The organism is Streptomyces sp. NPDC030840, assembly GCF_055572015.1.
The window spans coordinates 139,822-162,762 of the sequence record NZ_JBVIEE010000006.1 but is presented as its reverse complement, the minus strand read 5'-3'; the positions used below and the strand labels follow the sequence as shown (position 1 = coordinate 162,762).

Here is a 22,941-nt window from a genome sequence, read left to right as displayed (position 1 = left end):
GGCGATCACGTAGAGCGGCCCGTACAGCCAGGGGGTGGCGCCGGACAGGTCCAGCGGGAGCGCGAGCAGGAAAGCGAGGGTCGAGGCGAGGGCCCAGCGGGCCTCGGGCAGGGCGAGCACACGGGTACGGCGGCGGGGCGCCGAGGGGGCGGACGGGTGGACCGGTGGTGGGGCGAGGTCGGTGGACACCCGGCCCACCATACAGGAACACATGAAGAGTCATTCATGTGTTCCTGTATGGTGGGTAAGATGGCGCCCATGGGTCATGGAGCCGTCACCGCCGCGCAGGACGCCACACCTCGCGTGCGCCTCGACGCGGCCAATGTCGCGAAGGTGGCCACGACCCTCCAGGCCCTCTCCACCCCGTCCCGTCTGCTGATCCTCGCGCGGCTGCGCGAAGGGCCGCTGCCGGCGACGGAGTTGGCCGCCGAGGTGGGCATGGAGCAGTCCGCGTGCTCGCACCAGCTGCGCCTGCTGCGCAACCTCGGACTGGTCGTCGGAGAGCGGCGGGGCCGTTCGGTGGTGTACGCGCTGCACGACCACCATGTCGCCGAACTGCTCGACCAGGCCGTGTACCACGTGGAGCACCTGCGCCTGGGGATCAGCGACGCACCTGAGGGGGACTAGCCCGAGCATGGAGACACCGCAGAAGCCGTGCCGGCTGAGCGACGACGAGATGGAGACGTGGCACGCCCTCGCCGGGGTACTGATCAGACTGCCGGGCGCGCTCGACGCGCAGCTGCAGCGGGACGCGGGCATCAGCCACGTCGAGTACCAGGTGATGGCGATGCTCTCCCAGACCGCGGAACGCACGCTGCGGATGAGCGAGTTGGCCGGGTACACCGGCTCGTCGCTGTCGCGTCTCTCGCATCTGGTCAAGCGGCTGGAGCGGAACGACTGGATACGCCGCACCCCCGACCCGGACGACGGCCGCTACACCCTGGCCATCCTCACGGAGGCCGGCTGGGACAAGGTCGTGGCCACCGCGCCGGGGCACGCGGAGGCGGTGCGCCGCTTCGTCTTCGACCCCGTCACCAAGGCCCAGCAGAGGCAGCTGCGCGACATCGGGCGCCGCATCTGGCAGGCGGTCGAACCGGACGACCACCGCCTGCCGCCGCGTTGACACGTGTTCGGGGCGAAGCCGCCGCGCCACCGGTGAGCCGTACTGCGGGCCGGGGCGATGTGGGGTGACGACCACGTCCGGGCGGGTGACAGCCGCGTCCGCGCAGCACGCCGCGCGGACTGCTTGTTCACCGTCTCGTCACGCGGGCCGAGTTGATCGGCGCGGCCACGGCCGGTTCAGTCGGGGGGCGGCCGTCAGGGCAGGCTCGGGCCAGACCCAGCCCTCAAGCCGCCGTCCAGGCCGGCCGTCCAGGCCGGCCGTCAGACCGCCGTCGCGGCCGCCCGTCAATACCGCAGGCCGTAACATACCGGGATAAACCCGCCAAACCCACCCATCACGCCACGCAACACTGGGACGATTCATTCTCTTGAATCATTCGTGTTTGTGGATGTAGGTTTACTCCCATGACTGCGCCCCAGACCCCGACCACCGCCGAGGAGCTGCGCGGTGCCGGCCTGCGGGTGACGGCCGCCCGCGTCGCGCTGCTCGAGACCGTTCGTGACGGTGACCACCTCGATGTCGAGACGGTCGCCGCCGGGGTACGCGAGCGCGTCGGCCACATCTCCCTCCAAGCCGTGTACGAGGCGCTCCACGCGCTCACCACGGCGGGACTCGTACGCCGCATCGAGCCCCCCGGCAGCCCGGCCCTGTTCGAGGGACGGGTCGGGGACAACCACCACCACCTCGTGTGCCGGTCGTGCGGTGTCGTCGCCGACGTCGACTGCGCGGTCGGCCACACCCCCTGTCTGACCGCGTCGGACGACCGCGGCTTCTCGATCGACGAGGCCGAGGTCATCTACTGGGGCCTGTGCCCCGCCTGTTCAACCCCCCGCGGTGACTGAGCACCGTGATCCACCTATCCCGGAAGGTTTTTCATGGCTGAGAACCCTGATGCAATCGTCACCGACCCCAAGGCCGAGGGCACGGGTGGCTGCCCGGTCGCACACGGGCGCGCCCCGCACCCGACCCAGGGCGGCGGCAACCGCCAGTGGTGGCCGGAGCGGCTGAACCTGAAGATCCTCGCCAAGGACCCGGTCGTCGCGAACCCGCTCGGTGAGGAGTTCGACTACGCCGAGGCGTTCAAGAACCTCGACCTGGCGGCCGTGAAACGGGACATCGCCGAGGTGCTGACCACCTCGCAGGACTGGTGGCCCGCCGACTTCGGCAACTACGGCCCGCTGATGGTCCGTATGGCCTGGCACAGCGCCGGCACCTACCGCATCAGCGACGGCCGCGGCGGTGGCGGCCGCGGTCAGCAGCGCTTCGCGCCGCTGAACAGCTGGCCGGACAACGGCAACCTCGACAAGGCCCGCCGTCTGCTGTGGCCGGTGAAGAAGAAGTACGGCCAGTCCATCTCCTGGGCCGACCTCATGATCCTCACGGGTAACGTCGCGCTGGAGCAGATGGGCTTCGAGACCTTCGGCTTCGGCGGCGGCCGCGCCGACGTCTGGGAGGCCGACGAGGACGTGTACTGGGGTCCGGAGACCACCTGGCTCGGCGACGAGCGCTACACCGGCGACCGTGAGCTGGAGAACCCGCTCGGCGCCGTCCAGATGGGCCTCATCTACGTCAACCCGGAGGGTCCGAACGGCAACCCGGACCCGGTCGCCGCGGCCCGCGACATCCGCGAGACGTTCCGCCGCATGGCGATGAACGACGAGGAGACCGTCGCCCTCATCGCCGGTGGCCACACCTTCGGCAAGACCCACGGCGCCGGCCCGGCCGACCACGTGGGCAACGACCCCGAGGCCGCCTCCATGGAGGAGCAGGGCCTGGGCTGGAAGTCCACCTACGGCACCGGCAAGGGCGGCGACGCGATCACCAGTGGTCTCGAGGTCACCTGGACCACCAAGCCCACCCAGTGGAGCAACGACTTCTTCGACATCCTCTTCGGCTACGAGTGGGAGCTGACCGAGTCCCCGGCCGGCGCCAAGCAGTGGGTGGCCAAGGACGCCGAGGCGATCATCCCCGACGCGCACGACCCGTCGAAGAAGCGTCTGCCCACGATGCTCACCACCGACCTCTCGCTGCGCTTCGACCCGATCTACGGTCCGATCTCGAAGCGCTTCCACGAGAACCCGGCCGAGTTCGCGGACGCCTTCGCCCGCGCCTGGTACAAGCTGACCCACCGTGACCTGGGCCCGAAGTCGCTGTACCTCGGTCCGGAGGTTCCCGAGGAGACGATGCTGTGGCAGGACCCGCTGCCGCAGGCCGAGGGCGAGGCCATCGACGCCGCCGACATCGAGGCCCTGAAGGCCAAGCTCCTCGACTCGGGCCTGACGGTCTCGCAGCTCGTGTCCACCGCGTGGGCGTCGGCCTCGACGTTCCGCGGCAGCGACAAGCGCGGTGGCGCCAACGGCGCCCGTATCCGCCTGGAGCCGCAGCGTGGCTGGGAGGTCAACGACCCGGACCAGCTCGCCCAGGTCCTGCGCGTCATCGAGGGCGTCCAGGCCGAGTTCAACTCCGGCGCCAAGAAGGTCTCCCTGGCCGACCTGATCGTTCTCGGCGGTGCCGCAGCGGTCGAGAAGGCCGCCAAGGACGCGGGCGTCGACGTGGCGGTCCCCTTCACGCCGGGCCGTGTGGACGCCACCGAGGAGCACACCGACGTCGAGTCGTTCGCCGCGCTGGAGCCGGCCTCGGACGGCTTCCGCAACTACCTCGGCAAGGGCAACCGCCTTCCGGCCGAGTACCTGCTGATCGACCGCGCCAACCTGCTCACCCTGAGCGCGCCCGAGATGACCGTCCTCGTCGGCGGCCTGCGCGTCCTCGGCGCCAACCAGGGCGGCTCGACGCACGGTGTCTTCACCGAGACCCCGGGCAAGCTGACCAACGACTTCTTCGTCAACCTGCTCGACCTGGGCACGACGTGGAAGTCGACGTCCGAGGACCAGACGACCTTCGAGGGTCGCGACGCCTCGGGCCAGGTCAAGTGGACCGGCACCCGTGCCGACCTCGTCTTCGGCTCGAACTCCGAGCTGCGCGCTCTCGCCGAGGTCTACGCGAGCGACGACGCCAAGGAGAAGTTCGTGAAGGACTTCGTCGCGGCGTGGGCCAAGGTCATGGACCTCGACCGGTTCGACCTCGTCTGATCACGCTCGTCTGATCACGGCCGTCTGATCACGGCCGTGATCACGACGTCCGGGTGATCGCCCGGGTGTTCGCTAGGTCGAGCGAGGCCACCGAAGGCCGAAACGGGTCTTCCCCGCGAGAGGTACGCGGGGAGGGCCCGTTTCGCTGTGCCCGTTGCCCCCGTTGTGCTCGTCGTGGTCGCTGTGGATCCTCACGTGGCTCCCGGTCGGGAGTCCCTTCTCTCCGGTCAGCCGGACCTTCCCGGGCCCGTCGATCGTGACGGTGGAGGCGGGGACGGCCCGCAGCGCCGACACGTCCGCGTCCAGGGTGGTGAGGGAGCGGTGGTACACCTGGGCCGTCAGTGTCCGCAGACCGGGAAACACCTCCAGAAGCTCGTCGAAGTGAAGGCGGCTGCGGACTTCGACCGTCAGACGCAGTGACTGAATGCGCGGAAGCGGCGGCAGCCGGAGCTCCGCGAGACGGGACACCCGGGCAAGAGCGATATCGAGCTCCCTGAGATCGGGCAGCGCCGCCAGTTTCCACAACTCGTCCGGGTCGAAGGCGGAATCGGCGTCAGCGGCCAGCCGCAGGCTCGTGAGACGCCGCCAGCGTTCGATGCCGTCGAGTGACGGTGCGCGCAGGGTCGACGGCCCCAGGGCGAGGGCCCGCAGCCCCAAAGGCAGGGGCATGTCGGTGGTCAGGTTTCCCCAGGCCTGGCGGCTGTTGATGGAGAGACGTGTCAGGTCCCGCATATCGGCGAGGGGGCTCATGTCGGGCCCCACCGGCATCATCTCCAGCCGCAGGTCCTCGATGCTCATGTCGGAGATGCCCGAGTAGTCCTCGAGGGTTCCGCAGTCGACGAGTTCCAGTGAGCGCAGACGTGGCGCGCACTCCGTCAGGAAACCGAGATCCCGGAAGGAGTCGTTGCTCACCAGTCGCAGGTCCCTGGGCTCTGTGGCGAGCAACCCGGGCGCCATGCGTTCTCCCGGGAAGGAACCGTTGATCTCCAGGGTCATCACTCGGCCGACCCGGTCGAGTGCCGACAGCTGGGATTCGGTGCCCACGGTGACGCGGGCACCGGCCAGGTCCATCGCGCCAAGGATCTCGTCGGCGAACCGACGGTCGTCGAACGCACTCCAGCCCTCCACCACCCTCTGCCGCACCAGGGCGTTCGGGTGGTCCCGGAACTGCCGCAGGATCTGGAAGGCGTGCTCGCCCCCGATCCGCCCGGCGGTCTCCGCGGTGGCCGCGGCCTCCGCGTCGTCGAGCTGTTCCGGGCCCGGCAGGAGATCCAGCACGATGGGACCGGCGCTCGCCAGCTTCTCCGCGGCTTCGGAGTCCCGCGGAGGGACCAGCGCGGCCGCCCGTGCCTCCGCCCGCGACCGCACCTCCGGCGCCAGCATCGTGGCGTGTTCCAGGCTGGCGGCGGCGAGAAGGTGGAGCCGGGTACGGATCTCGTCGCTCGACGCGGTGTCTCCCCGGTCGAGCAGCCCGCCGATCAGCAGGGCCCGCTCGTCGGGGCGGCCGTGGCCCACGGCCATCCGCACGACGTCCTCCCACTGGGGGTCGGCGGCGTGCTCCGCGACCTGCGGGAGGTCCTGGGCCTCGACCGCCGCCTTCGCGCCGAGGTAGTCCTGGAAGGTGCGGTGCACGAAGTCGACCGTCTGCGGGGTGGGTTCGCGCAGCAGCCCGCTGCGACGCACCAGGTGGCGCAGCACGTCCCGGGCCCGTTCGGGCGGAGCCACATGGGGCATGGCGGGCAGCAGCCGCTCGATCAGCCTGACCACCCTGTCCTGCTCCGCCTCGGTCTGGCCGTTGCGGATGAGCCACCACGCGAACTCCTGCAGGAGCTGGCGCTGGGCGTCCTCCGGGATGTCGAAGCCCTCGGGGGCGCCCACGTCGCGTTCCTTGTCGCGGCGGACCAGCAGCATGGTGAGCGCCGCGCCGTACAACTCCATCCGGCTCTCGGGGAGGTAGGTGCGGCGGTCGCGGTGGAGCGCGCAGATCATCGCGCACATCAGGGGATTGGCGGCCAGACGGGCCAGGTCCCTCTTGCGGCGCAGGGTGTCCAGCAGGCGGTCGACGTACCGGTCCCGCTCCGCGGCGGCTTCGGTGCCCTCCCCGAACGCGGCCCGGTGCCAGCGCTCCACGAACGCCTCGACGTCCTGCTGGTTCATCGAGAGCAGATTCAGTTCGGTGAAGTCCCGGCGCGCCAGCCAGCCCTCGCCCACCGCGGTGGGGCGGGTGGTGATGACACAGTTGCAGTCCGGGTAGGCGGCGAGCAGCCCGGTGAGCCACTGCTGGGTGCGTTCGCGGTCGCGTTCCGGGATCTCGTCCACACCGTCGATCAGGAGCAGGGCACGGCCGGAGCGCATCACCTGCTCCGCCCAGTCGGGCGGCGGGCTCAGCGGGGTTCCGGTGGCGGCCAGGAAGTCGGCCGGGCCGGGCAGTTCGCCGCGCCGGATCAGGGTGCGCAGCGGCAGCACGAAGGGCACGCTGTCGTCGAGGTGACCGAGCCGGTAGCTGAACTCGTCGCGGGCCGCGGTGATCGCGAGCCACTGGACGAGGGTGGTCTTCCCGGAGCCGGCGAGGCCCCGGAGGAGTACCCGGGTTCTTCCGGAGAGGGCGGCCTCCACGCGCTGACGGCCACTGGACACCTCGTGCCGGAGGCCCGGCTCCAGGGAGTCCGGGCGGTCCTGGCCGCTCTGGTGGGACAGTTCCAGGCTCAGGTAGGCGGTGTCGAGCGGCCACTGGCCGTGGTCGCCCCTGCTGAAGTCGAGCCCGAAGATGCGGAGTTCGCCGTAGTTCTGCTCCACGTACGAGCGGTAGTCGGCCTCGAAGCCGGTGCGCGGGGCGCGTGTGCGTCCCGCGTCCACCAACGTGGGCAGTCCGCCGAGGTGTTCGAGGCAGGCGTCGTAGAACCCCGCGACGATGTGGATCGCTGTCGCGGGGACAGCCGTGAGACGGCCGTGCTGCCAGCCGACGGGGTCGGTGGTCACGACGCCCACCAGCAGCTCTCCGTCGAAGAGGGCCGCCCCCGACATCCCGGCCCATGGGGAGCCGCCGCCCTGCAGCGGTGCCGGCGGCGTGTGGTCGAGGTCGACCACGTACCCGCCCCGGACCATGCTCGACCCCGGCTTGAGCGTCCCGACCAGTTGCTCGCTGTCCAGCTGCCCCGCTCCCCCGCGCTGCACGGCCGGGTAACCGATGGCCTGGCAGTTGGGGCGCGGCCGCAGATCGCTGGTCTGGCCCCAGCGCACCGGCTCCCAGTCGGCTGAGACGCCGGGTCCGACCAGGTCGTCGTCCGCGAGCAGCAGCGCCACGTCGCAGTTCTCGTGGGTTCCGTCCCAGACCCGGTGGCAAGGGATCTCCCCCCGGCCCCCGGGGACGGTGACGTGCGTGTTGTCGCTGCCGATGACGACATGGGCGGCGGTCAGGACCAGCCGGGGCGTCAGGAGGTATCCGCTGCCCTGGCGTGCGTCACCCAGGACGGCGGCGATGCGCTCCTTGCTGGGGGAGGACACCGCACGTCACCCGCCCTACTCGGTCCGGCCGAAGGCCGAGGTGTCGGCGGGTGCGTCGTTGCCGACCTCCCAACCGCCGTTCGTCCGTGCGTCCTTGGGCCGGAGGGTGAAGCTGACCCGGTGAGTGCGGGCCGTGGACCGGCCGGCGTCGGCGTCGGCCGAGATCACCCAGGCGCGCACCCCGGACTTCACGCGCGCGTCACGGCGCAGCTCGACCGTGAACTCCAGGTTGATGTCGCCCACTTCGAAGCGCAGGTCACGACCAGTGCCCCGCGCCGCGGCGGCGAGCAGTTCGTCACGTACGGCCTGGACGGCGTCCGCCAGCTCGATTCCGTCGAGCCCGGTGAAGTTGTCACTCACCTGGTCAACGCTATGCCAATGCGCGTGCGCCGCGCCACGAGTCGGAGCACCGGGCGGCTATCCGAGGTGCCGTGCGAACGCGTCGTACGCCTGCTGGTCGAAGAGTACGAACGTGACGTCCTCCACCGCCGTGGCGGTCGCCCGCACCGTCTCCACCGCGATGCGGGCGGCGTCCTCCATGGGCCACCCGTAGATGCCCGCGGAGACGGCCGGGAAGGCGACCGTACGGGCGCCGAGCTCGTCCGCGACCCGCAGCGACTCCCGGTAGCAGGAGGCCAGCAGCTCCGACCGGTCCTCCCCCGGGACGAATCGCGGGCCGACGGTGTGGATCACCCAGCGCGCGTCCAGGTCGCCCGCCGTGGTGGCGACCGCCTGACCGGTGGGCAGGCCCCTGCCGTACCGGGAGGCCCGCAGGTCGCGGCACTCGTCGAGGATCGCGGGTCCGCCCCTGCGGTGGATGGCGCCGTCGACGCCTCCGCCGCCGAGGAGGGAGGAGTTCGCCGCGTTGACGATGGCGTCGACGGACTGCTGGGTGATGTCGCCCTGGATGAGCGTGATCGCGGTCATGGGTGCATCTGTACCAGACCGCGCGGTGTACCGGTCCTGGCGCGTCATGTGCCCTGGGCCCGCAGCCGGCGCCACACCGCCTTGGCCGCGTTGTGGCCCGACATGCCGTGCACACCGGGTCCCGGCGGGGTCGCCGACGAGCAGATGAAGATCGCCGGGTGGGGAGTGCCGTACGGGAACAGGGAGAGCTTGGGGCGGAGCAGGAGCTGCAGGCCGGAGGCGGCGCCGCAGGCGATGTCCCCGCCGACGTAGTTGGCGTTGCGCGCGGCCAGTTCGGGCGGGCCGGCGGTCGCGCGGGCCAAGACGCGGTCGCGGAACCCCGGTGCGAAACGTTCCAGTTGGCGCTCTATGGCGTCCGTGAGGTCCCCGGTCCAGCCGCCCGGCACATGGCCGTACGCCCAGAAGACGTGCTTGCCCTCGGGGGCGCGGGTGGGGTCGGCGACGCTGGGCTGCACGGTGATCAGGAAGGGCGGGTCCGGTGCGCGGTCCGTGCGGGAGGCCGCGTACAGGGCGGCGCCGATCTCGGACTCGCCCGCGGCGACCTGGACGGTGCCAGCACCGCGCGCCTCCTCGGCGGTCCATGGAACGGGGCCGTCCAGCGCGTAGTCGACCTTGAAGACGCTCGCGCCGTACCGGTACCTCTCGTAGTAGCGGCCGAAGCCCGCGATGCGGGCCAGGGCGGTGGGTGAGGTGTCGAAGACGTACGCGCGGGCCGGCGGCAGGTCGTCGAGGCGCTTGACCTCGTAGTCGGTGTGGACGGTGCCGCCGAGGTCCTTCAGATACGCGGTCAGCGCGTCCGAGATGGACTGCGAGCCGCCGCGGGCCACGGGCCAGCCTCGGGCGTGCGCGGCCAGCGCGAAGACCAGGCCGACGGCGCCGGTGGCGAGGCCGTCGAGCGGCGCCATGACGTGGGCGACGAGCCCGGCGAACAGGGTCTTGGCGCGCTCGTCGCGGAAGCGGCGCGTCAGCCAGGTGGAGGGCGGCAGCCCGACCAGGCCGAAGCGGGCCAGGGTCACCGGGTCGCGCGGCAGGGCGGTCAGCGGCAGCGACATGAAGTCGCGGACCAGGGTGTCCCATTTATGCAGGAACGGCTCGACCAGCCTTCGGTACGCCCCGGCGTCACGCGGCCCGAACGAGGCCGCCGTCTCGGCCACCGACCGGGCCAGCACCGCCGCCGTACCGTCGGGGAACGGGTGTGCCATGGGCCGCTCGGCGTGCAGCCACTGAAGTCCGTACCGCCCGAGCGGCATCGCGTCGAACGCGGGCGAGCTGATGCCCAGAGGGTGCGCGGCCGAGCACGGGTCGTGCCGGAAGCCGGGCAGGGTGAGCTCTTCGGTACGGGCTCCCCCGCCCACGGTGCCGCGCGCCTCGAACACGGCCACGGAGAAGCCCCGGCGGGCCAGTTCCACGGCAGCCGTCAGTCCGTTCGGTCCCGCACCCACCACGACGGCATCGAGCATCGACGGCACCTTCGGACTCCTTCGTCAGCCGATGGCCACTCGGGATCAGGATATGCCGGGGGACTGACAGCGCCGGGCCACGGGTGGGGGCTGCGACGGGCGGCACGCCCCGCCCCGCGCCCTCAAGCTCCGTCCGACAGCAGGTCCACCACCCGGCGCGCCGTGGCCTCGTCCCGGGCCGTGGTGAACGGCAGGGCGTTGCCCCCGGTGATGCGGAACGGCTCGCCCGTACGGGTCAGGTGGGTGCCGCCGGCCTCCTCGGCCAGGAGGATGCCCGCGGCGTGGTCCCACGCGGCCTCCCAGGAGAAGGCGGTGGCGTCCGACTCACCGCGGGCGATGGAGAGATACTCCAGCCCGGCCGAGCCGCACGGGCGCGCGGCGACGCCGTCGGTGCGCAGGCCGAGGAGGGCCCGCTTCTGCTCGTCGGTCGTGTAGTCCGGGTGGGAGTGGGCCACCCGCAGGTCCTCCCCCGGCACGGGTGAGCCGGCCCGCAGGGGCTCGCCGTCGAGGGTGGCGCCCCGGCCCCGTATGGCGACGGCGAGGATGTCGAGGGCGGGAGCGTACGTCCAGGAGGCCCTCAGGACGCCGTGCTGGGCGAGCGCCACCAGGGTGCAGAAGCCGGGCTCGCCGCGGACGAACTGGCGGGTGCCGTCCACCGGGTCGACGATCCACACCGGCGCCTCGCCCTGGAGCGCCTCGTACGACGCCGGGTTGGCGTGCACCGCCTCCTCGCCGACCACGACGGAACCGGGCAGCAGCTCGGTGAGCGCCTCCGTCAGATACAGCTCGGCCTTGCGGTCGGCGTCCGTCACCAGGTCGTGCGGGCCGCTCTTCTGGTCCACCTCGTGCTCCGCGAGCCGACGGAAGCGCGGCATGATCTCGGCGGCGGCCGCCTTGCGGATGGCCTCCTCGACGTCGGTGCCGTGCCGGGCGAGAAACTCGTCGATGGTTTCACTGTCTTCGATCATGCCCCCATGAGAGCACGCGCCACTGACAATCCCCACCGGTCTGGTGCGCTCTGGGTGGAATCATCTTGAACACCAGTTGGCCGGGGACCGGGGCCTGGGGGGCGGGGGGCGGGGGGCGGGGGGCCGGATCCGGGCTCCCGGCCCCGAACCCCTAGGCGCCGAAGCCCCAGGGCTCCGGAGACCTCAGGCGCCACGTCGCCAGGAGCGCGGCGCCCAAGGTCGCTGGAACCCCAGGCACCGGAACCCCAGGCACCGGAACCCGAGACACCGGAACCCCAACGCCGGAACCCCAGGCGCCGCAGCCCGCGGCGCCGCAGTCTGAGGGCAGGTTCGGCCCGGTGGGGTGGGCGGCCCGGTGGGGCGGGCGGCCCGGTGAGGCGGGCGGCCCGGTGAGGTGGGCGGCTCGGTGGGGTGGGCGGCAGGGGACTTTGGGGTCGTGGTCAGCGGCCGACCGCGTAGCCCTGCATTCCCCGTGGGTTGGCCGCCGCGGACAGTACCCCGGTCTCCGGGTCGCGGGCGACCGCGCACAGTCGGCCCTCGGACCAGGCGTCGCCGACCAGTACGTCGTGCCCGCGCCGCCGCAGGTCCTCGACCACCCCGGACGGCATGCGGGACTCGACGGTGACGCTGCCGGGGCGCATGCCGCGGGGGTAGAAGGAGCCGGGGAAGGAGTCGTTGTGCCAGTTCGGCGCGTCGATCGCGCCCTGGAGGTCGAGGCCGCCGCGGACGTGGGGGCGCAGGGCGACCGCGAGGAAGAAGTGCAGCTGCCACTGGTCCTGCTGGTCGCCGCCGGGCGTGCCGAACGCCATGACCGGCACGCCGTCACGCAGCGCGAGCGACGGCGTGAGTGTGGTGCGTGGCCGACGGCCGGGAGTGAGGGAGTTCGGCAGGCCCTCGTCCAGCCACGCCATCTGCAGCCGGGTGCCGAGCGGGAAGCCGAGCTCGGGTACCACCGGGTTGGACTGGAGCCAGCCGCCGCTGGGCGTGGCCGCGACCATGTTGCCCCAGCGGTCGACGACGTCCAGATGGCAGGTGTCGCCTCGGGTACCACCGTGCTCCGCGACGTCCGGCTCACCGGGGACCGGCGACAGCGGGCTCTTCGCGACCGTCGGCTCACCGACGCCCAGCGCGTCGAAGCCGGGCTCGCCGAAGCCTGGCTCACCGCTCGCCACCACGCGCGCATGGCCACTCAGCCGCGGAACCCGCCCGCCGGGGCTGCCCGGTCGCAGCTCGTACGACGCCGTGTCACCGACGAGTGCGCGCCGGTCGGCGTTGTATTCCTCCGACAGCAGGTCGGCGACCGGCACGTCGGCCGCGTCCCCGTACCAGGCCTCCCGGTCCGCCATCGCGAGTTTGCAGCCCTCGATCAGCAGGTGCACGTACTCGGCGGACCCGTACCGGGGCAACTTAGGCGGCAGCAGGGCGAGTTGCTGCAGCAGCACCGGGCCCTGGCTCCACGGGCCCGCCTTGCACAGGATCCAGCCGTTCCAGTCGTACGTCACCGGCGGCTCGTAGGACGCGGACCAGGACGCCAGGTCGGCGGCCGTGAGCGTGCCGGTGTGGCGCTCGCCGCTGGTGTCCATCGTGGGGCGCGCGGCCTGCCGTACCAGCGCCTCGGCGATGAAGCCGGACCGCCACACCTGCCGTGCCGCCTCGATCTCGGCCACCCGGTCCCCCGCGTCCGACACCTCGGCGAGCAGCCGCTTCCAGGTGGCGGCGAGCGCCGGGTTGCGCAGCAGCTCGCCCGGGCGCGGGGCCTTCCCGCCGGGCAGGTAGACCTCGGCCGACGAGAGCCACTCCTCCTCGAAGAGCGCGCGCACCGTCTCGACGGTCTCGCCGACGCGCTCCACGGGCGCGTGCCCGTCCTCCGCGTAGCCGATGGCGTACTTCAGGACGTCGGCCAGGGACTTCGTCCCGTGGTCGCGCAGCAACAGCATCCAGGCGTCGAAGGCGCCCGGCACGGCCGCCGCGAGCGGGCCGGTACCGGGTACGAGGTCGAGGCCGAGTCCCCTGTAGTGCCCGATCGTGGCGCCGGCGGGGGCCACGCCCTGCCCGCACAGCACCCTGACCTCGCCGCCCGCCGGCGCGAGGATGATCGGTACCTCGCCCGCCGGGCCGTTGAGGTGGGGTTCGACGACGTGCAGGACGAAACCCGCGGCCACGGCCGCGTCATAGGCGTTGCCTCCGTCCTCCAGGACGGCCATCGCCGACTGTGAGGCGAGCCAGTGGGTGGAGGACACCATGCCGAAGGTGCCCGTGAGGGTGGGCCTGGTGGTGAACATGCAGCTCTCACCTCGCTGTTCGCGCACGTCCGACCGTCCGGTCGACCCTCAGGACCTGCCCACCCGAGCAGGCGGCATGCGTCTTGGCTCCCCCGTGTCCCCCTCGCCGCGCGGGTCACTCGGCCGAGCACTCGGCGGCGGGCCGGGCGAGATCCGCCGTCCACTTCTCCTCGATCCGGCCCACCTTCCACACCAGCAGGGCGACCGCCCACGTGGCGAAGAAGATCCCGACGACGACGTAGCCGACGACGTTGAGGTCGAGCCCGGAGACCCGGTCCCAGAACGGGCCGTGCAGATCCGCCTTCTCGGCGACCAGCCCCAGTAGTTCGACCGTGCCGACGATGAGCGCGACGGCCACCGACAGGCCCGTGATCGTGAGGTTGTAGTAGACCTTGCGGACCGGCTTGGAGAAGGCCCAGCCGTACGCGAAGTTCATGAACGAGCCGTCGATCGTGTCCAGCAGCGACATCCCGGCCGCGAACAGCACCGGCAGGCACAGGACCGCGTACCAGGGCAGCCCGGACACCGCGCCGGAGCTCGCCAGCACCAGCAGGGCGACCTCCGTCGCCGTGTCGAAGCCGAGGCCGAAGAGCACGCCCAGCGGGTACATCTGCCACGGCTTCGTGATCGACCTCATCAGCCGGCCGAGGAGCCGGTTCATGAAGCCGCGGTTGTTCAGCTGTTCCTCCAGCGCCTCCTCGTCGAAGGACCCGGAGCGCATCGCGCGGAAGACCTTCCAGATCCCCGCCAGGATCACGAGGTTGACGGCCGCGATGACGTACAGGAAGGTTCCGGAGACGGTGGTGCCGATCCAGCCGGTGATGTCGTGCAGCCGGGATCCGTCGTCGCGCACCGGTCCGCTGAGCGCCTTGACGCCGAGCGAGAGCAGGAAGGTGAGGGCGAAGACGACGCTCGAGTGGCCGAGCGAGAACCAGAAGCCGACCGACAGCGGGCGCTGCCCGTCGCTCATCAGCTTGCGCGTGGTGTTGTCGATGGCGGCGATGTGGTCGGCGTCGAACGCGTGCCGCATGCCGAGGGTGTACGCGGTGACGCCGATCCCCACGCCGAAGGTCGCGGAACCGAGCCTGTAGTGCTCGGGGGCCACGATCACCACGAGGGTGAACCAGCCGATGACGTGCAGCGCCAGGATGAACGCGGCCATCCCGCCCAGGCTCGCCCACTCCCCGCGTGTCATCGAGGCGCCGATCCCGCGCCTTGAGATACCGCTCTTCGTGACCATGGCCGAGCGGGTGGAGTGGTGACTGGGGGCCATGGGGATGTGCGTGCCTTCTTCTCGTGCCGGGCGGGTCTTCTTCGTGGTGAGCGCCCTTTCAGCCTGGTGCGGGGGCATAGCAGCTGCAACTAAGTCGCAGTAAAGGCCGTGCCACGTTTCCGTCAGCCCCGGGGAGTCCGCGGTCGCCGAGCTCGCACCGCGCCGTGCGGTCCCCGACACCCGGCTCCCCCGGGGGGCTACGGCCGCCGCCTGCCCGCCGTCAGCAGGTGCCCGCTCACGCCCAGCAGCGACGGCTCCGACTCGATACGCCGGGTCGCCGCGAGGACGGCCTCCCGCCGCTCCGGGTCGTCCAGCCACTCCTCCACGCCACCCATCAGCCAGGCCACGCCCTCGACGCCGTACTGGCCCTCGCAGACGAGGCCCGCGTCGGTGAACTCGCCGGGGACTTCGGTCGGGTCGGCGAAGTACGCGGTGGTGAAGAGCGGGTCCTCGGGTGCGGGCATGTGCCGGCCGTCGGACAGGACGGCGTCGGTCCGTGCGCGGCGCGCGGGCATGAAGTAGTGCCCCAGCTGAAGGCCGTCGTGGAGACACGCGAACCGGTTGATCGTGGCCGCGACGACCAGCCCACCCGGCTTGACCGCCCTGAACGCCTCACTGAGGGCACGCACCCGGTCGACGCGCTCCGGCAGGTGGTAGAGAGGCCCGAGGAGAAGCACCACGTCGTACGCCGCGTCCTTTGCGGGCAGCGCGCGGGCGTCGCCGGCCCGGACGCTGACGCCCGGCAGGCGCGCGGCCTGTTCGAGGTGCAGGGGTACGGGGTCGACGAGCTCCACCTCGTACCCGTCGGCCGCCAGCCACTGAGCGTGCACGCCGCTCCCGCCGCCGACGTCGAGCACGCGCACGGGCGCGCCGGGCAGCAGTCGGCGCAGCACTTCCTGGGTGCGCCAGAACTCCAGCCGTCCGGCACCCCGTCTGAGACGGCCGTCCTCCTCACCGCGCTCGTAGTAGGCGAGGATCTCCTCGCGCAGGGAGGGTGGCTGGGACTCGGTGGCGGCCTGTGACTGGGTCATACGTCAAGGCTGCTGATCCCGTACACGGCCCCGCAACCGGTTAATCCCGGCCGCGGGGGCGGGCGGCCGGCCCCGCTCTCAGGGGATCTTCTTCCACGCCGTCGTCCCCAGGACGTTCTCCGGGCCGATGTCCAGGTAGTCCTGGGCACGTATGGTCGTGGCGTCGTCTCCCTTCCCCAGGGCGACCTTCAGATGCGTGCTCTTCTCGGCGTGCATCCGCCAGTACAGTCCCGCGCCCGCCGTCTCGCCCGGAGCGAGGGTCAGCGGCTCGGGGCCGGGGTCGTCCGGGGCCATGGGCACCTCGTCCGTGCCCTCGACGGTGCGTACGCCCTCCATGGGGGCACCCGACTCGTCGAGCACCGTGACGGAGGGGTAGCCCTTCAGCTGGTACGGCTTGGACGAGCAGTTGGTCACGGTGAGGGTCGTGGCGCGCAGTCCCATGGCGGCGTCGACGAGACCGGTGCCGAAGCGCACGCCGGACGGCGGGCAGCCCTGGGGCTGGAGCGCCGCCGACGGCGAGGCGTCGGGAGCCACGGACGCGGACGCCGGCGGTGGAGCGGGCGGCCGGGTCGTGGCCGGCGGACGTTCGGGATCGGGGTCGATCTCACGATCCAGTTCGGCGGAGAGCCCGCATCCGCTCGCGCACAGCGCCAGCACGCCGACGAGGAGGGCGTGCCGGGACGAGGTGCGTCGTATCGCGATCACGTGCCGATCCTCGCACGCGCCCTCCGCGGAAGGGTTCACTCCGCTCGCCCGCGTGCCGTCACCAGCCCCGACTCGTAGGCGAACACGACGAGCTGGGCGCGGTCGCGGGCGCCGAGCTTGGTCATCGCGCGGCTGACATGGGTCTTGGCGGTGAAGGGGCTGATGACCATGTGCTCGGCGATCTCCTCGTTGGTCAGCCCGCGCGCCGCCAGAGCGGTGACCTCGCGTTCGCGGCGGGTGAGGCACTCCAGGCCGGGGGCCGTGGCCCGGTCCGGCGGCCGGGCCACGAACTCGCCGATCAGCGTCCGCGTCACCGACGGCGACAGCAGCGCCTCCCCGCCCGCCACCACCTCGATGGCCTGCAGCAGGTCGGCGGGCTCGGTGTCCTTGAGCAGGAAGCCGCTGGCACCGGCGCGCAACGCCTCGAAGACGTAGCTGTCCAGGCCGTAGTTGGTGAGGATCACGACACGCACGCCGGACAGGGCCGGGTCGGCCGCGATGCGGCGGGTGGCCTCGATGCCCGTCATCACCGGCATCTGCACGTCGATGAGCGCGATGTCCGGGACCTCGGCGCGCACGAGGGCCACCCCCTGCTCGCCGTCCGCGGCCTCGCCCACCACCTCGATGCCGTCCTCGGCGTCGAGCAGGGCCCTGAAGCCCGCCCGCATCAGCGCCTGGTCGTCGACGAGCGCCACCCGGATCACGTCGTCCGTCATCCCGCCTCCCCCACCGGCAGCCGCGCCCGCACGGCGAATCCGCCCTCTTCACGCGGGGCGGCGTCCAGTGTGCCGCCGAGGGCGGTGACGCGTTCGCGCATGCCGGTCAGGCCGATGCCGGGTGTGGGCGGACGGGACGGGTGGGCGGTGCCGTCGTCCTCGACGCATATCGCCAAGTCTCGATCGGCGTAAGTGAGTTGTACGCTCACCTTCGCCGGGCCCGCGTGCCGGGCCGCGTTCGTGAGTGCCTCCTGGACGATGCGGTACATCGCCCGGTCGACGGTCGCCGTCAGCGGCCGCTCCTCCCCCGTCACCGTCAGGTCGACCGCGAGTCCCGCTGCCCGGGCCCGCTCCACGAGCTGGGCGGGTGTGCCGGCCTGCTCGTCGGTGCGCAGCACCTCCAGCGTGGCGCGCAGCTCGCGCATGGCCTCGCCGCTCGCCTCCTGGATGGCGAGCAGCGCGGGCGGCACCTCCTCGCCCCGCTTCCGGGCCAGGTGCACGGCGACGCCCGCCTGGAGCTTGACGATCGAGATGCTGTGGGTGAGGGAGTCGTGCAACTCCCTCGCTATGCGCAGGCGTTCCTCGCCCGCCCTGCGCAGGGCCGCCTCCTCCCGGGTGCGTTCGGCCTCCAGCGCGCGCTGTTCGGTCTGCCGCAGATACGCCTGCCAGTTGCGGTCGGCCAGGCCCGTCACCACCGCGCACAGGAACCAGCCGGCGAGCAGCAGCGTCTCGCGTCTGATATCGGAGGTCGCCGAGCCCGCCGCCGCGTATCCGCCGAGGAAGACGGCGGCGGCCGCGGCGGCCGTGCCCCGATGCCCGGTCCGCGACGCCGTGTGCACCGCGCCCACCACGGGCATGGCGAGGGTGCTCGCCGGCCCGGCGTGGACGACGTCGGCGAGCAGGCAGCCCGTGGTGACCGCGAGCACCAGGCGCGGGGCGGTGCGGTGCGCGGTCAGGGCCAGCGAGCCGGCCGTGATCAGCGCCCAGTCGACGGGTCCCGCGCGGTCGTCCGCCACCGCCGCGAGCACGGTGATCGCGCCGACCACGACCGCGAGGGCCGCGTCGGCGAGCCGCTCACGTGTGATGCGTCGCCCGCTCATGCCCGCACAGTAGACGGCCCCACCGACAACGGCGTCAGCCCTGTGGACGGCTCCTGGGCTACTCCCCGGGTAGTAGTGCCGGGCACCGGGCCGCCCCGCCGTCGCAGCCTCAACTCCCTTCGGCCGTACGACGACCCGGCCCGCCCCCGCGGCGCACGCTGATGCCCATGTCCACACCCTTCCGTCACACCGAGCCCCTCCCGCCCAGGTCGTCCACCGGGACCGTCGCCGACGTGTACCGGCAGATCGCCCTCGACTTCGGCATCGCCGAACCCTCCACCTTCGTGGTCCTGTCCTCCGCCCCCGAACTCCTCGCGCCCACCTGGGCGTTACTGCGCGAGTCGCTCATCGCGGGGGCCGGCGGCAGGACCGGCAAGGAACTGGTGGCACTCGGGGTGTCACTCGCCAACAGGTGCCCGTTCTGCGTGGACGCGCACACCGTGCTCCTGCACGCCACCGGCGACCACGCGCTCGCCGAGCGGGTGGCCGGCGGTCAGCCGCCGCGGAGCGAGGAGCACGCGCGCCTGCTCGCCTGGGGGCAGCGCACGCGCGTGCCCGGCGCCGCCCTGGAGCCGTACCCGTTCCCGCGCGAGCACGCCCCCGCCTACCTCGGCACCGCGCTCACCTTCCACTTCATCAACCGGATCGCGTCGGCCCTGCTGACCGAGAACCTGCTCCCGGCGGGCGCCCAGCGCTTCCGGGCGGTACGGAGCCTCACGGGCCGGGCGCTCTCCCGGACCGTGCGCCGCACCGCCCGCCCCGGCCAGTCCCTCGCGCTGCTCGGCCACGTCGAACCCGGCGAAGCCCCCGCCTGGGCGCGCGGCACGCCCGTCGGATTCGCCTACGCGGCGCTGCTCAGGGCGGCCATGGCGGGCGCGGGCCTCCTCGACGCCGACGACCACGACCTCGTGGAGGCCGCCCTGCACGACTGGGACGGCACCCATCCGCCGCTCACCCTGGACGGCTTCCCCGACCGTCGGGAGCACCCGGGAGCGCGGCTCGCGCTGCTGGCCGCGCTCGCTCCGTACCGCATCACGGACGAGGACGTGGCGGCCTGGCGGCGTCCGGAGCACACCGACCACTGTCTGGTGCACCTGGTCGCGTACGGCGCGTTCACGGCCGTGGACCGTATCGAAAGCGCGTTTTCCGCCCGCTTCACACCTGAAGCAGGGCAACCCACCCAGGGCGCCGCACAATCGCCGCCGTCCCGTAACGGCGTCGGCACGGAGCGAGTTGGCACTTCCGCCCCACAGGGAGTCATGTGACACTGGCGTTCCGTCCGCAGTGCGGACCCCCTCCGCACCGTCCCCCACGAGAAGTGCGCCGTGCGTTCCCTTCCTTTGCCGCTCGCCCTCACCGCGCGTCTGTCACCCGTCGTCGTGCTCGCCGCGGCGGGCTGGGCGCTGTCGTCCGGCCCCGCCGCGACGCCGGCCGGGGACCAGGACGCGGCCCGGAGGAACGCCGCCGCGACCGGGGCCGACGAGTCCGCTCCCGCGACGTCGGCGGCCTCCAAGACGTACCAGCAGGCACCCGCACCCTGCACGGGCATCTCGGGAAAGACGGTCAAATCCCTTGTTCCCGGAGCGAAAACGGCGGGCAAGGAGATAACGTCGACCGACAAGACCGTACGCCGCACCTGCTCCTGGAACGCCCTCAAGGGGTACGACTACCGCTGGCTCGACGTCTCGTACGAGATCAAGGACACCGACGCCAAGGCCCGGGCCGCCTACGAGCAGCGCACCAAGGAGAAGAGCGGCGGAGGGGCGGTGCCCGGCCTCGGTGACGCGGGCTACTCCGTCGTGAACCTCACGACCGACGACAAGCAGCAGACGCGCGAGGGCGTGGTGATCGCCCGCGCCTCCAACGCGCTGGTGATCGTCACGTACAACGGCAGCAACTTCGAGACCAAGAAGGCGCCCGGCACCGACGTGATCAACAAGGGCGCCATCAAGGCCGCGAAGGAGGCGGTGGCCGCGCTGGACGACGCCCAGTAGAACGGGGCGTCCCGGCACGGCCACACCGTCGGGCGGTTGTCTCCGCCGGCTCAGGCACGGGCAGGCTGCCGCTCCCTTCCACCCATCAGCACCACGTACAGCACCAGCGACGCGGCCAGGCCCACGGCCCAGCCGTAGTCGGCGAGCGGCTTCAGGAACGGGATCAGTCCGTCGACCGGGAACGGGCCGGTCTTCACTCCCTTGGCGTCGACGCCCGAGTACGAGCCGCCCACGGCGAGCACACCGCCGACCACGAAGGCGGCCACGGCCTTGAAGTTCCAGCCGGACGAGTACCAGTAGCGGCCGCCCGGCGTGTACAGGTCCGCGAGGTGCAGGACCGTGCGGCGGACGATCCAGTAGTCGGCGATCAGGATGCCCGCGACCGTGCCGAGCAGACCGCCGACCACGCCGAGCCAGGTGAAGATGTAGAACTCGGGCGTGGAGATCAGCTTCCACGGGAAGATCAGTACGCCGATGACACCGGTGATCAGCGCGCCCGTACGGAAGTTGATGAGCTTCGGGGCGAGGTTGGCCAGGTCGTACGCCGGGGAGACCACGTTCGCCGCGATGTTCACGGAGACGGTGGCGACCAGCACGACGACGAGCGCGAAGAGCAGGCCGAAGGCGTTGTCGGTCTTGGCCGCGAGGGCGACCGGGTCCCAGATCGCCTCGCCGTAGACGACCTCGGAGCCGGAGGTGACCAGCACGGCGAGGATCGCGAAGAGCGTCATCGTGGTGGGCAGGCCCAGCGACTGACCCCAGGTCTGCGCCTTCTGGCTGGCGCCGAAGCGGGTGAAGTCGGGGATGTTGAGGGACAGGGTGGCCCAGAAGCCGATCATTCCCATGAGGGACGGGAAGAAGACCGGCCAGAAGTCGGCGCCCCAGCCCAGCTTCGAGGGCTGGTCGAGCAGCGCGCCGAAGCCGTCCGCCTTGACCGCGATCCAGATCAGCAGCACGAAGGCACCGACGATCACGAAGGGCGCGGCCCAGTTCTCGAAGTGCCGCAGGAAGTCCATGCCCCGGTAGATGATGGCGATCTGCACGGCCCAGAAGAGGACGAAGCAGAGCCACAGCGGCCAGGGGTTACCGGCGATCTCGCCGGCGTTCTCCCAGCCGCCGCCGGTGAGCTTGGAGCCCAGGAGGAAGATGCCGCTGCCGCCGATCCAGGTCTGGATGCCGAACCAGCCGCAGGCCACGGCGGCGCGGATCAGCGCCGGGATGTTGGCGCCGCGCAGACCGAAGGAGGCGCGGGCGAGCACCGGGAACGGGATGCCGTACTTGGGTCCGGCGTGCCCGGTGGCCAGCATCGGCAGCAGCACGATGACGTTGGCCAGGGCGATGGTGAAGACGGCCTGCTTCCAGTCCATGCCGAGGGCGACCAGGCCGGAGGCGAGGGTCCAGCTGGGGATGCAGTGGGCCATGGAGATCCACAGGGCCGCGAAGTTGTACGTCGTCCACTTGCGCTCGGAGACCGGGACGGGACGCAGGTCCTCGTTGGCGAAGGGACTGTCGGCGGGGAATGCCTCCGGGGCGAGCTCGATCCGGCCGTCACGGTCGGCGGTCTGGGATATCGGCGACCCCGTGGGGACTGTTTCGGTCATGGGCAGGCCAATCAGGGGAGGTGGGACGGGAAAGGCCGTGCGGTGGCCTGGGCGGCGCCCTGCGGCACCCAGTCCCTCCCCGGGGGGGCGGGGAGGGGGACAAGGAGTGGGGGGTCGTGGGAAGAGCGGTGGTGCTGCGGGTCAGGCGTTGACGGCCGGGATGACCTGTGAGCCGTAGGTGTCGATCACGGTTTCCTGGGCGTCGTGCATGTCGTACACGGCGAACTGGTCCACGCCCAGCTCGCGCAGCGCGTTCAGCTTCTCGATGTGCTTCTCGACGGGTCCGACGACGCAGAACCGGTCGACGATCTCGTCGGGCACGAACTGGGTGTCCGGGTTGTCGGCACGCCCGTGATGGGAGTAGTCGTACCCCTCACGGGCCTTGATGTAGTCGGTGAGTTCGTCGGGTACGGCCGCGGAGTGCTCGCCGTACTTGGCGACGAGGTCGGCGACGTGGTTGCCGACCATGCCGCCGAACCAGCGGCACTGCTCACGCGCGTGGGCGAGTGCCTCGGGCGAGTCGTCCTCGGTGACGTACGCGGGGGCGGCCACGCAGATCCTGACGTCGGACGGGTCACGTCCGGCGGCGACGGCCGCGTCCTTCACCGCCTTGACCATGTACTCGGTCAGGTACAGGTCCGCGAGCTGCAGGATGAAGCCGTCGGCCTCCTCGCCCGTCATCTTCAGGGCCTTCGGCCCGTACGCGGCCATCCAGACCGGGAGTTCGGCCCCAGGTCTGATCCAGGGGAACCTGATGACGGTGCCGCCGCCGAGGTCGGCCTCTCCCCCGCTGCCCAGCGACCGGATCACCTTCATCGCCTCGCTGATGCGGGCCAGGGTGTTGGGCTTGCGGCCGGCGACCCGCATCGCGGAGTCACCGCGGCCGATGCCGCACACGGTCCGGTTGCCGAACATGTCGTTGAGCGTGGCGAACGTGGAGGCGGTGACCTCCCAGGTGCGGGTCCCCGGGTTGGTGACCATGGGGCCGACGATCAGGTTCGACGTGTTCGACAGGATCTGGCTGTAGATGACGAACGGCTCCTGCCACAGCACGGCGGAGTCGAAGGTCCAGCCGTAGGTGAAGCCGTTGTCCTCCGCCCGCTTCATCAGCTCGATGACACGCGAGGCCGGCGGGTCGGTCTGCAGGACGAGTCCGAAGTCCATGTGC

The 22,941-nt window shown here is 71.7% G+C and carries 19 protein-coding genes; 6 read left to right on the top strand and 13 right to left on the bottom strand.

Going from position 1 to position 22,941, the window contains the following annotated elements:
* The first annotated feature begins 258 nt into the window (after positions 1-258).
* The 4 genes from ACZ49J_RS15935 to katG all read left to right on the top strand — a co-directional run bounded on the left by ACZ49J_RS15935 (position 259) and on the right by katG (position 4,212).
* Positions 259-627 (top strand): ArsR/SmtB family transcription factor, encoded by a 369-nt coding sequence (locus ACZ49J_RS15935; protein WP_366830066.1) that lies wholly within the window; start codon positions 259-261, stop codon positions 625-627.
* A 7-nt stretch (positions 628-634) separates the two neighbouring features.
* Positions 635-1,123 carry a MarR family winged helix-turn-helix transcriptional regulator gene (locus ACZ49J_RS15930; RefSeq protein ID WP_467453084.1) on the top strand — a complete coding sequence of 163 codons (489 nt, stop codon included), beginning with the start codon at positions 635-637 and terminating at the stop codon, positions 1,121-1,123.
* Positions 1,124-1,527: 404 nt separating this feature from the next.
* Complete coding sequence (locus tag ACZ49J_RS15925) at positions 1,528-1,965, top strand: Fur family transcriptional regulator (protein WP_467453085.1); 438 nt, start codon at positions 1,528-1,530, stop codon at positions 1,963-1,965.
* Between the two features lie 33 nt (positions 1,966-1,998).
* Positions 1,999-4,212: a catalase/peroxidase HPI gene (gene katG, locus ACZ49J_RS15920; protein ID WP_467453087.1), complete on the top strand. Its 2,214-nt coding sequence runs from the start codon at positions 1,999-2,001 to the stop codon at positions 4,210-4,212.
* Between the two features lie 72 nt (positions 4,213-4,284).
* Here katG and ACZ49J_RS15915 read toward each other — a convergent pair whose 3' ends face one another.
* From ACZ49J_RS15915 to ACZ49J_RS15865, 11 genes are all read right to left on the bottom strand, one after another.
* Complete coding sequence (locus ACZ49J_RS15915; RefSeq protein WP_467453088.1) at positions 4,285-7,716, bottom strand: NACHT domain-containing protein; 3,432 nt, start codon at positions 7,714-7,716, stop codon at positions 4,285-4,287.
* Positions 7,717-7,731: 15 nt separating this feature from the next.
* Positions 7,732-8,076 carry a trypco2 family protein gene (locus ACZ49J_RS15910; RefSeq protein WP_467453090.1) on the bottom strand — a complete coding sequence of 115 codons (345 nt, stop codon included), beginning with the start codon at positions 8,074-8,076 and terminating at the stop codon, positions 7,732-7,734.
* Positions 8,077-8,133: 57 nt separating this feature from the next.
* Positions 8,134-8,643, bottom strand: coding sequence for an O-acetyl-ADP-ribose deacetylase (locus tag ACZ49J_RS15905; RefSeq protein ID WP_467453091.1), 510 nt, complete (start codon positions 8,641-8,643; stop codon positions 8,134-8,136).
* A gap of 44 nt (positions 8,644-8,687) precedes the next feature.
* Positions 8,688-10,103: a phytoene desaturase family protein gene (locus ACZ49J_RS15900; protein ID WP_467453092.1), complete on the bottom strand. Its 1,416-nt coding sequence runs from the start codon at positions 10,101-10,103 to the stop codon at positions 8,688-8,690.
* A gap of 122 nt (positions 10,104-10,225) precedes the next feature.
* The gene (locus tag ACZ49J_RS15895; RefSeq protein WP_467453093.1) at positions 10,226-11,071 is read right to left on the bottom strand and encodes an inositol monophosphatase family protein; all 846 of its coding nucleotides are present in this window, start codon (positions 11,069-11,071) and stop codon (positions 10,226-10,228) included.
* Between the two features lie 440 nt (positions 11,072-11,511).
* Positions 11,512-13,353 (bottom strand): gamma-glutamyltransferase family protein, encoded by a 1,842-nt coding sequence (locus ACZ49J_RS15890; RefSeq protein ID WP_467453094.1) that lies wholly within the window; start codon positions 13,351-13,353, stop codon positions 11,512-11,514.
* A gap of 115 nt (positions 13,354-13,468) precedes the next feature.
* A complete protein-coding gene (gene nicT, locus ACZ49J_RS15885; RefSeq protein WP_467453095.1) occupies positions 13,469-14,515 on the bottom strand; it encodes a Nickel transporter NicT in 1,047 nt (348 codons plus the stop codon).
* Positions 14,516-14,823: 308 nt separating this feature from the next.
* On the bottom strand, positions 14,824-15,657 hold the full coding sequence (locus tag ACZ49J_RS15880; protein ID WP_467453097.1) for a class I SAM-dependent methyltransferase: 834 nt from the start codon (positions 15,655-15,657) through the stop codon (positions 14,824-14,826).
* Positions 15,658-15,735: 78 nt separating this feature from the next.
* Positions 15,736-16,362: a DUF4232 domain-containing protein gene (locus tag ACZ49J_RS15875; protein WP_467453098.1), complete on the bottom strand. Its 627-nt coding sequence runs from the start codon at positions 16,360-16,362 to the stop codon at positions 15,736-15,738.
* 35 nt (positions 16,363-16,397) lie between these two features.
* Positions 16,398-17,078: a response regulator gene (locus ACZ49J_RS15870; protein WP_467453099.1), complete on the bottom strand. Its 681-nt coding sequence runs from the start codon at positions 17,076-17,078 to the stop codon at positions 16,398-16,400.
* Positions 17,075-18,178 (bottom strand): sensor histidine kinase, encoded by a 1,104-nt coding sequence (locus ACZ49J_RS15865; protein ID WP_467453101.1) that lies wholly within the window; start codon positions 18,176-18,178, stop codon positions 17,075-17,077. The genes ACZ49J_RS15870 and ACZ49J_RS15865 overlap by 4 nt, the downstream gene beginning before the upstream one ends.
* Positions 18,179-18,345: 167 nt before the next feature.
* Here ACZ49J_RS15865 and ACZ49J_RS15860 point away from each other — a divergent pair, with 167 nt between their 5' ends.
* Together ACZ49J_RS15860 and ACZ49J_RS15855 are read left to right on the top strand one after the other, a co-directional pair.
* On the top strand, positions 18,346-19,443 hold the full coding sequence (locus ACZ49J_RS15860; RefSeq protein WP_467453102.1) for a carboxymuconolactone decarboxylase family protein: 1,098 nt from the start codon (positions 18,346-18,348) through the stop codon (positions 19,441-19,443).
* 60 nt (positions 19,444-19,503) lie between these two features.
* Positions 19,504-20,172 (top strand): hypothetical protein, encoded by a 669-nt coding sequence (locus tag ACZ49J_RS15855; protein WP_467453103.1) that lies wholly within the window; start codon positions 19,504-19,506, stop codon positions 20,170-20,172.
* A gap of 50 nt (positions 20,173-20,222) precedes the next feature.
* Here the strand turns inward: ACZ49J_RS15855 and ACZ49J_RS15850 are convergent, their stop codons facing one another.
* A complete protein-coding gene (locus tag ACZ49J_RS15850; RefSeq protein ID WP_467453104.1) occupies positions 20,223-21,773 on the bottom strand; it encodes an NCS1 family nucleobase:cation symporter-1 in 1,551 nt (516 codons plus the stop codon).
* A gap of 141 nt (positions 21,774-21,914) precedes the next feature.
* On the bottom strand, positions 21,915-22,937 hold the full coding sequence (locus tag ACZ49J_RS15845; RefSeq protein ID WP_467453105.1) for a TIGR03842 family LLM class F420-dependent oxidoreductase: 1,023 nt from the start codon (positions 22,935-22,937) through the stop codon (positions 21,915-21,917).
* Positions 22,938-22,941 lie beyond the last annotated feature (4 nt).

What these genes read in the sequence shown, in the direction of transcription:
- ACZ49J_RS15880 (WP_467453097.1), bottom strand. Translation starts at nt 15,657, where the DNA reads ATGACCCAGTCACAGGCCGCCACCGAGTCCCAGCCACCCTCCCTGCGC.
- ACZ49J_RS15865 (WP_467453101.1), bottom strand. Translation starts at nt 18,178, where the DNA reads ATGAGCGGGCGACGCATCACACGTGAGCGGCTCGCCGACGCGGCCCTC.
- ACZ49J_RS15935 (WP_366830066.1), top strand. Translation starts at nt 259, where the DNA reads ATGGGTCATGGAGCCGTCACCGCCGCGCAGGACGCCACACCTCGCGTG.
- ACZ49J_RS15890 (WP_467453094.1), bottom strand. Translation starts at nt 13,353, where the DNA reads ATGTTCACCACCAGGCCCACCCTCACGGGCACCTTCGGCATGGTGTCC.
- ACZ49J_RS15900 (WP_467453092.1), bottom strand. Translation starts at nt 10,103, where the DNA reads ATGCTCGATGCCGTCGTGGTGGGTGCGGGACCGAACGGACTGACGGCT.
- ACZ49J_RS15860 (WP_467453102.1), top strand. Translation starts at nt 18,346, where the DNA reads ATGTCCACACCCTTCCGTCACACCGAGCCCCTCCCGCCCAGGTCGTCC.
- ACZ49J_RS15895 (WP_467453093.1), bottom strand. Translation starts at nt 11,071, where the DNA reads ATGATCGAAGACAGTGAAACCATCGACGAGTTTCTCGCCCGGCACGGC.
- ACZ49J_RS15870 (WP_467453099.1), bottom strand. Translation starts at nt 17,078, where the DNA reads ATGACGGACGACGTGATCCGGGTGGCGCTCGTCGACGACCAGGCGCTG.
- ACZ49J_RS15905 (WP_467453091.1), bottom strand. Translation starts at nt 8,643, where the DNA reads ATGACCGCGATCACGCTCATCCAGGGCGACATCACCCAGCAGTCCGTC.
- ACZ49J_RS15925 (WP_467453085.1), top strand. Translation starts at nt 1,528, where the DNA reads ATGACTGCGCCCCAGACCCCGACCACCGCCGAGGAGCTGCGCGGTGCC.
- ACZ49J_RS15845 (WP_467453105.1), bottom strand. Translation starts at nt 22,937, where the DNA reads ATGGACTTCGGACTCGTCCTGCAGACCGACCCGCCGGCCTCGCGTGTC.
- katG (WP_467453087.1), top strand. Translation starts at nt 1,999, where the DNA reads ATGGCTGAGAACCCTGATGCAATCGTCACCGACCCCAAGGCCGAGGGC.
- nicT (WP_467453095.1), bottom strand. Translation starts at nt 14,515, where the DNA reads ATGGCCGCGTTCATCCTGGCGCTGCACGTCATCGGCTGGTTCACCCTC.
- ACZ49J_RS15850 (WP_467453104.1), bottom strand. Translation starts at nt 21,773, where the DNA reads ATGACCGAAACAGTCCCCACGGGGTCGCCGATATCCCAGACCGCCGAC.
- ACZ49J_RS15930 (WP_467453084.1), top strand. Translation starts at nt 635, where the DNA reads ATGGAGACACCGCAGAAGCCGTGCCGGCTGAGCGACGACGAGATGGAG.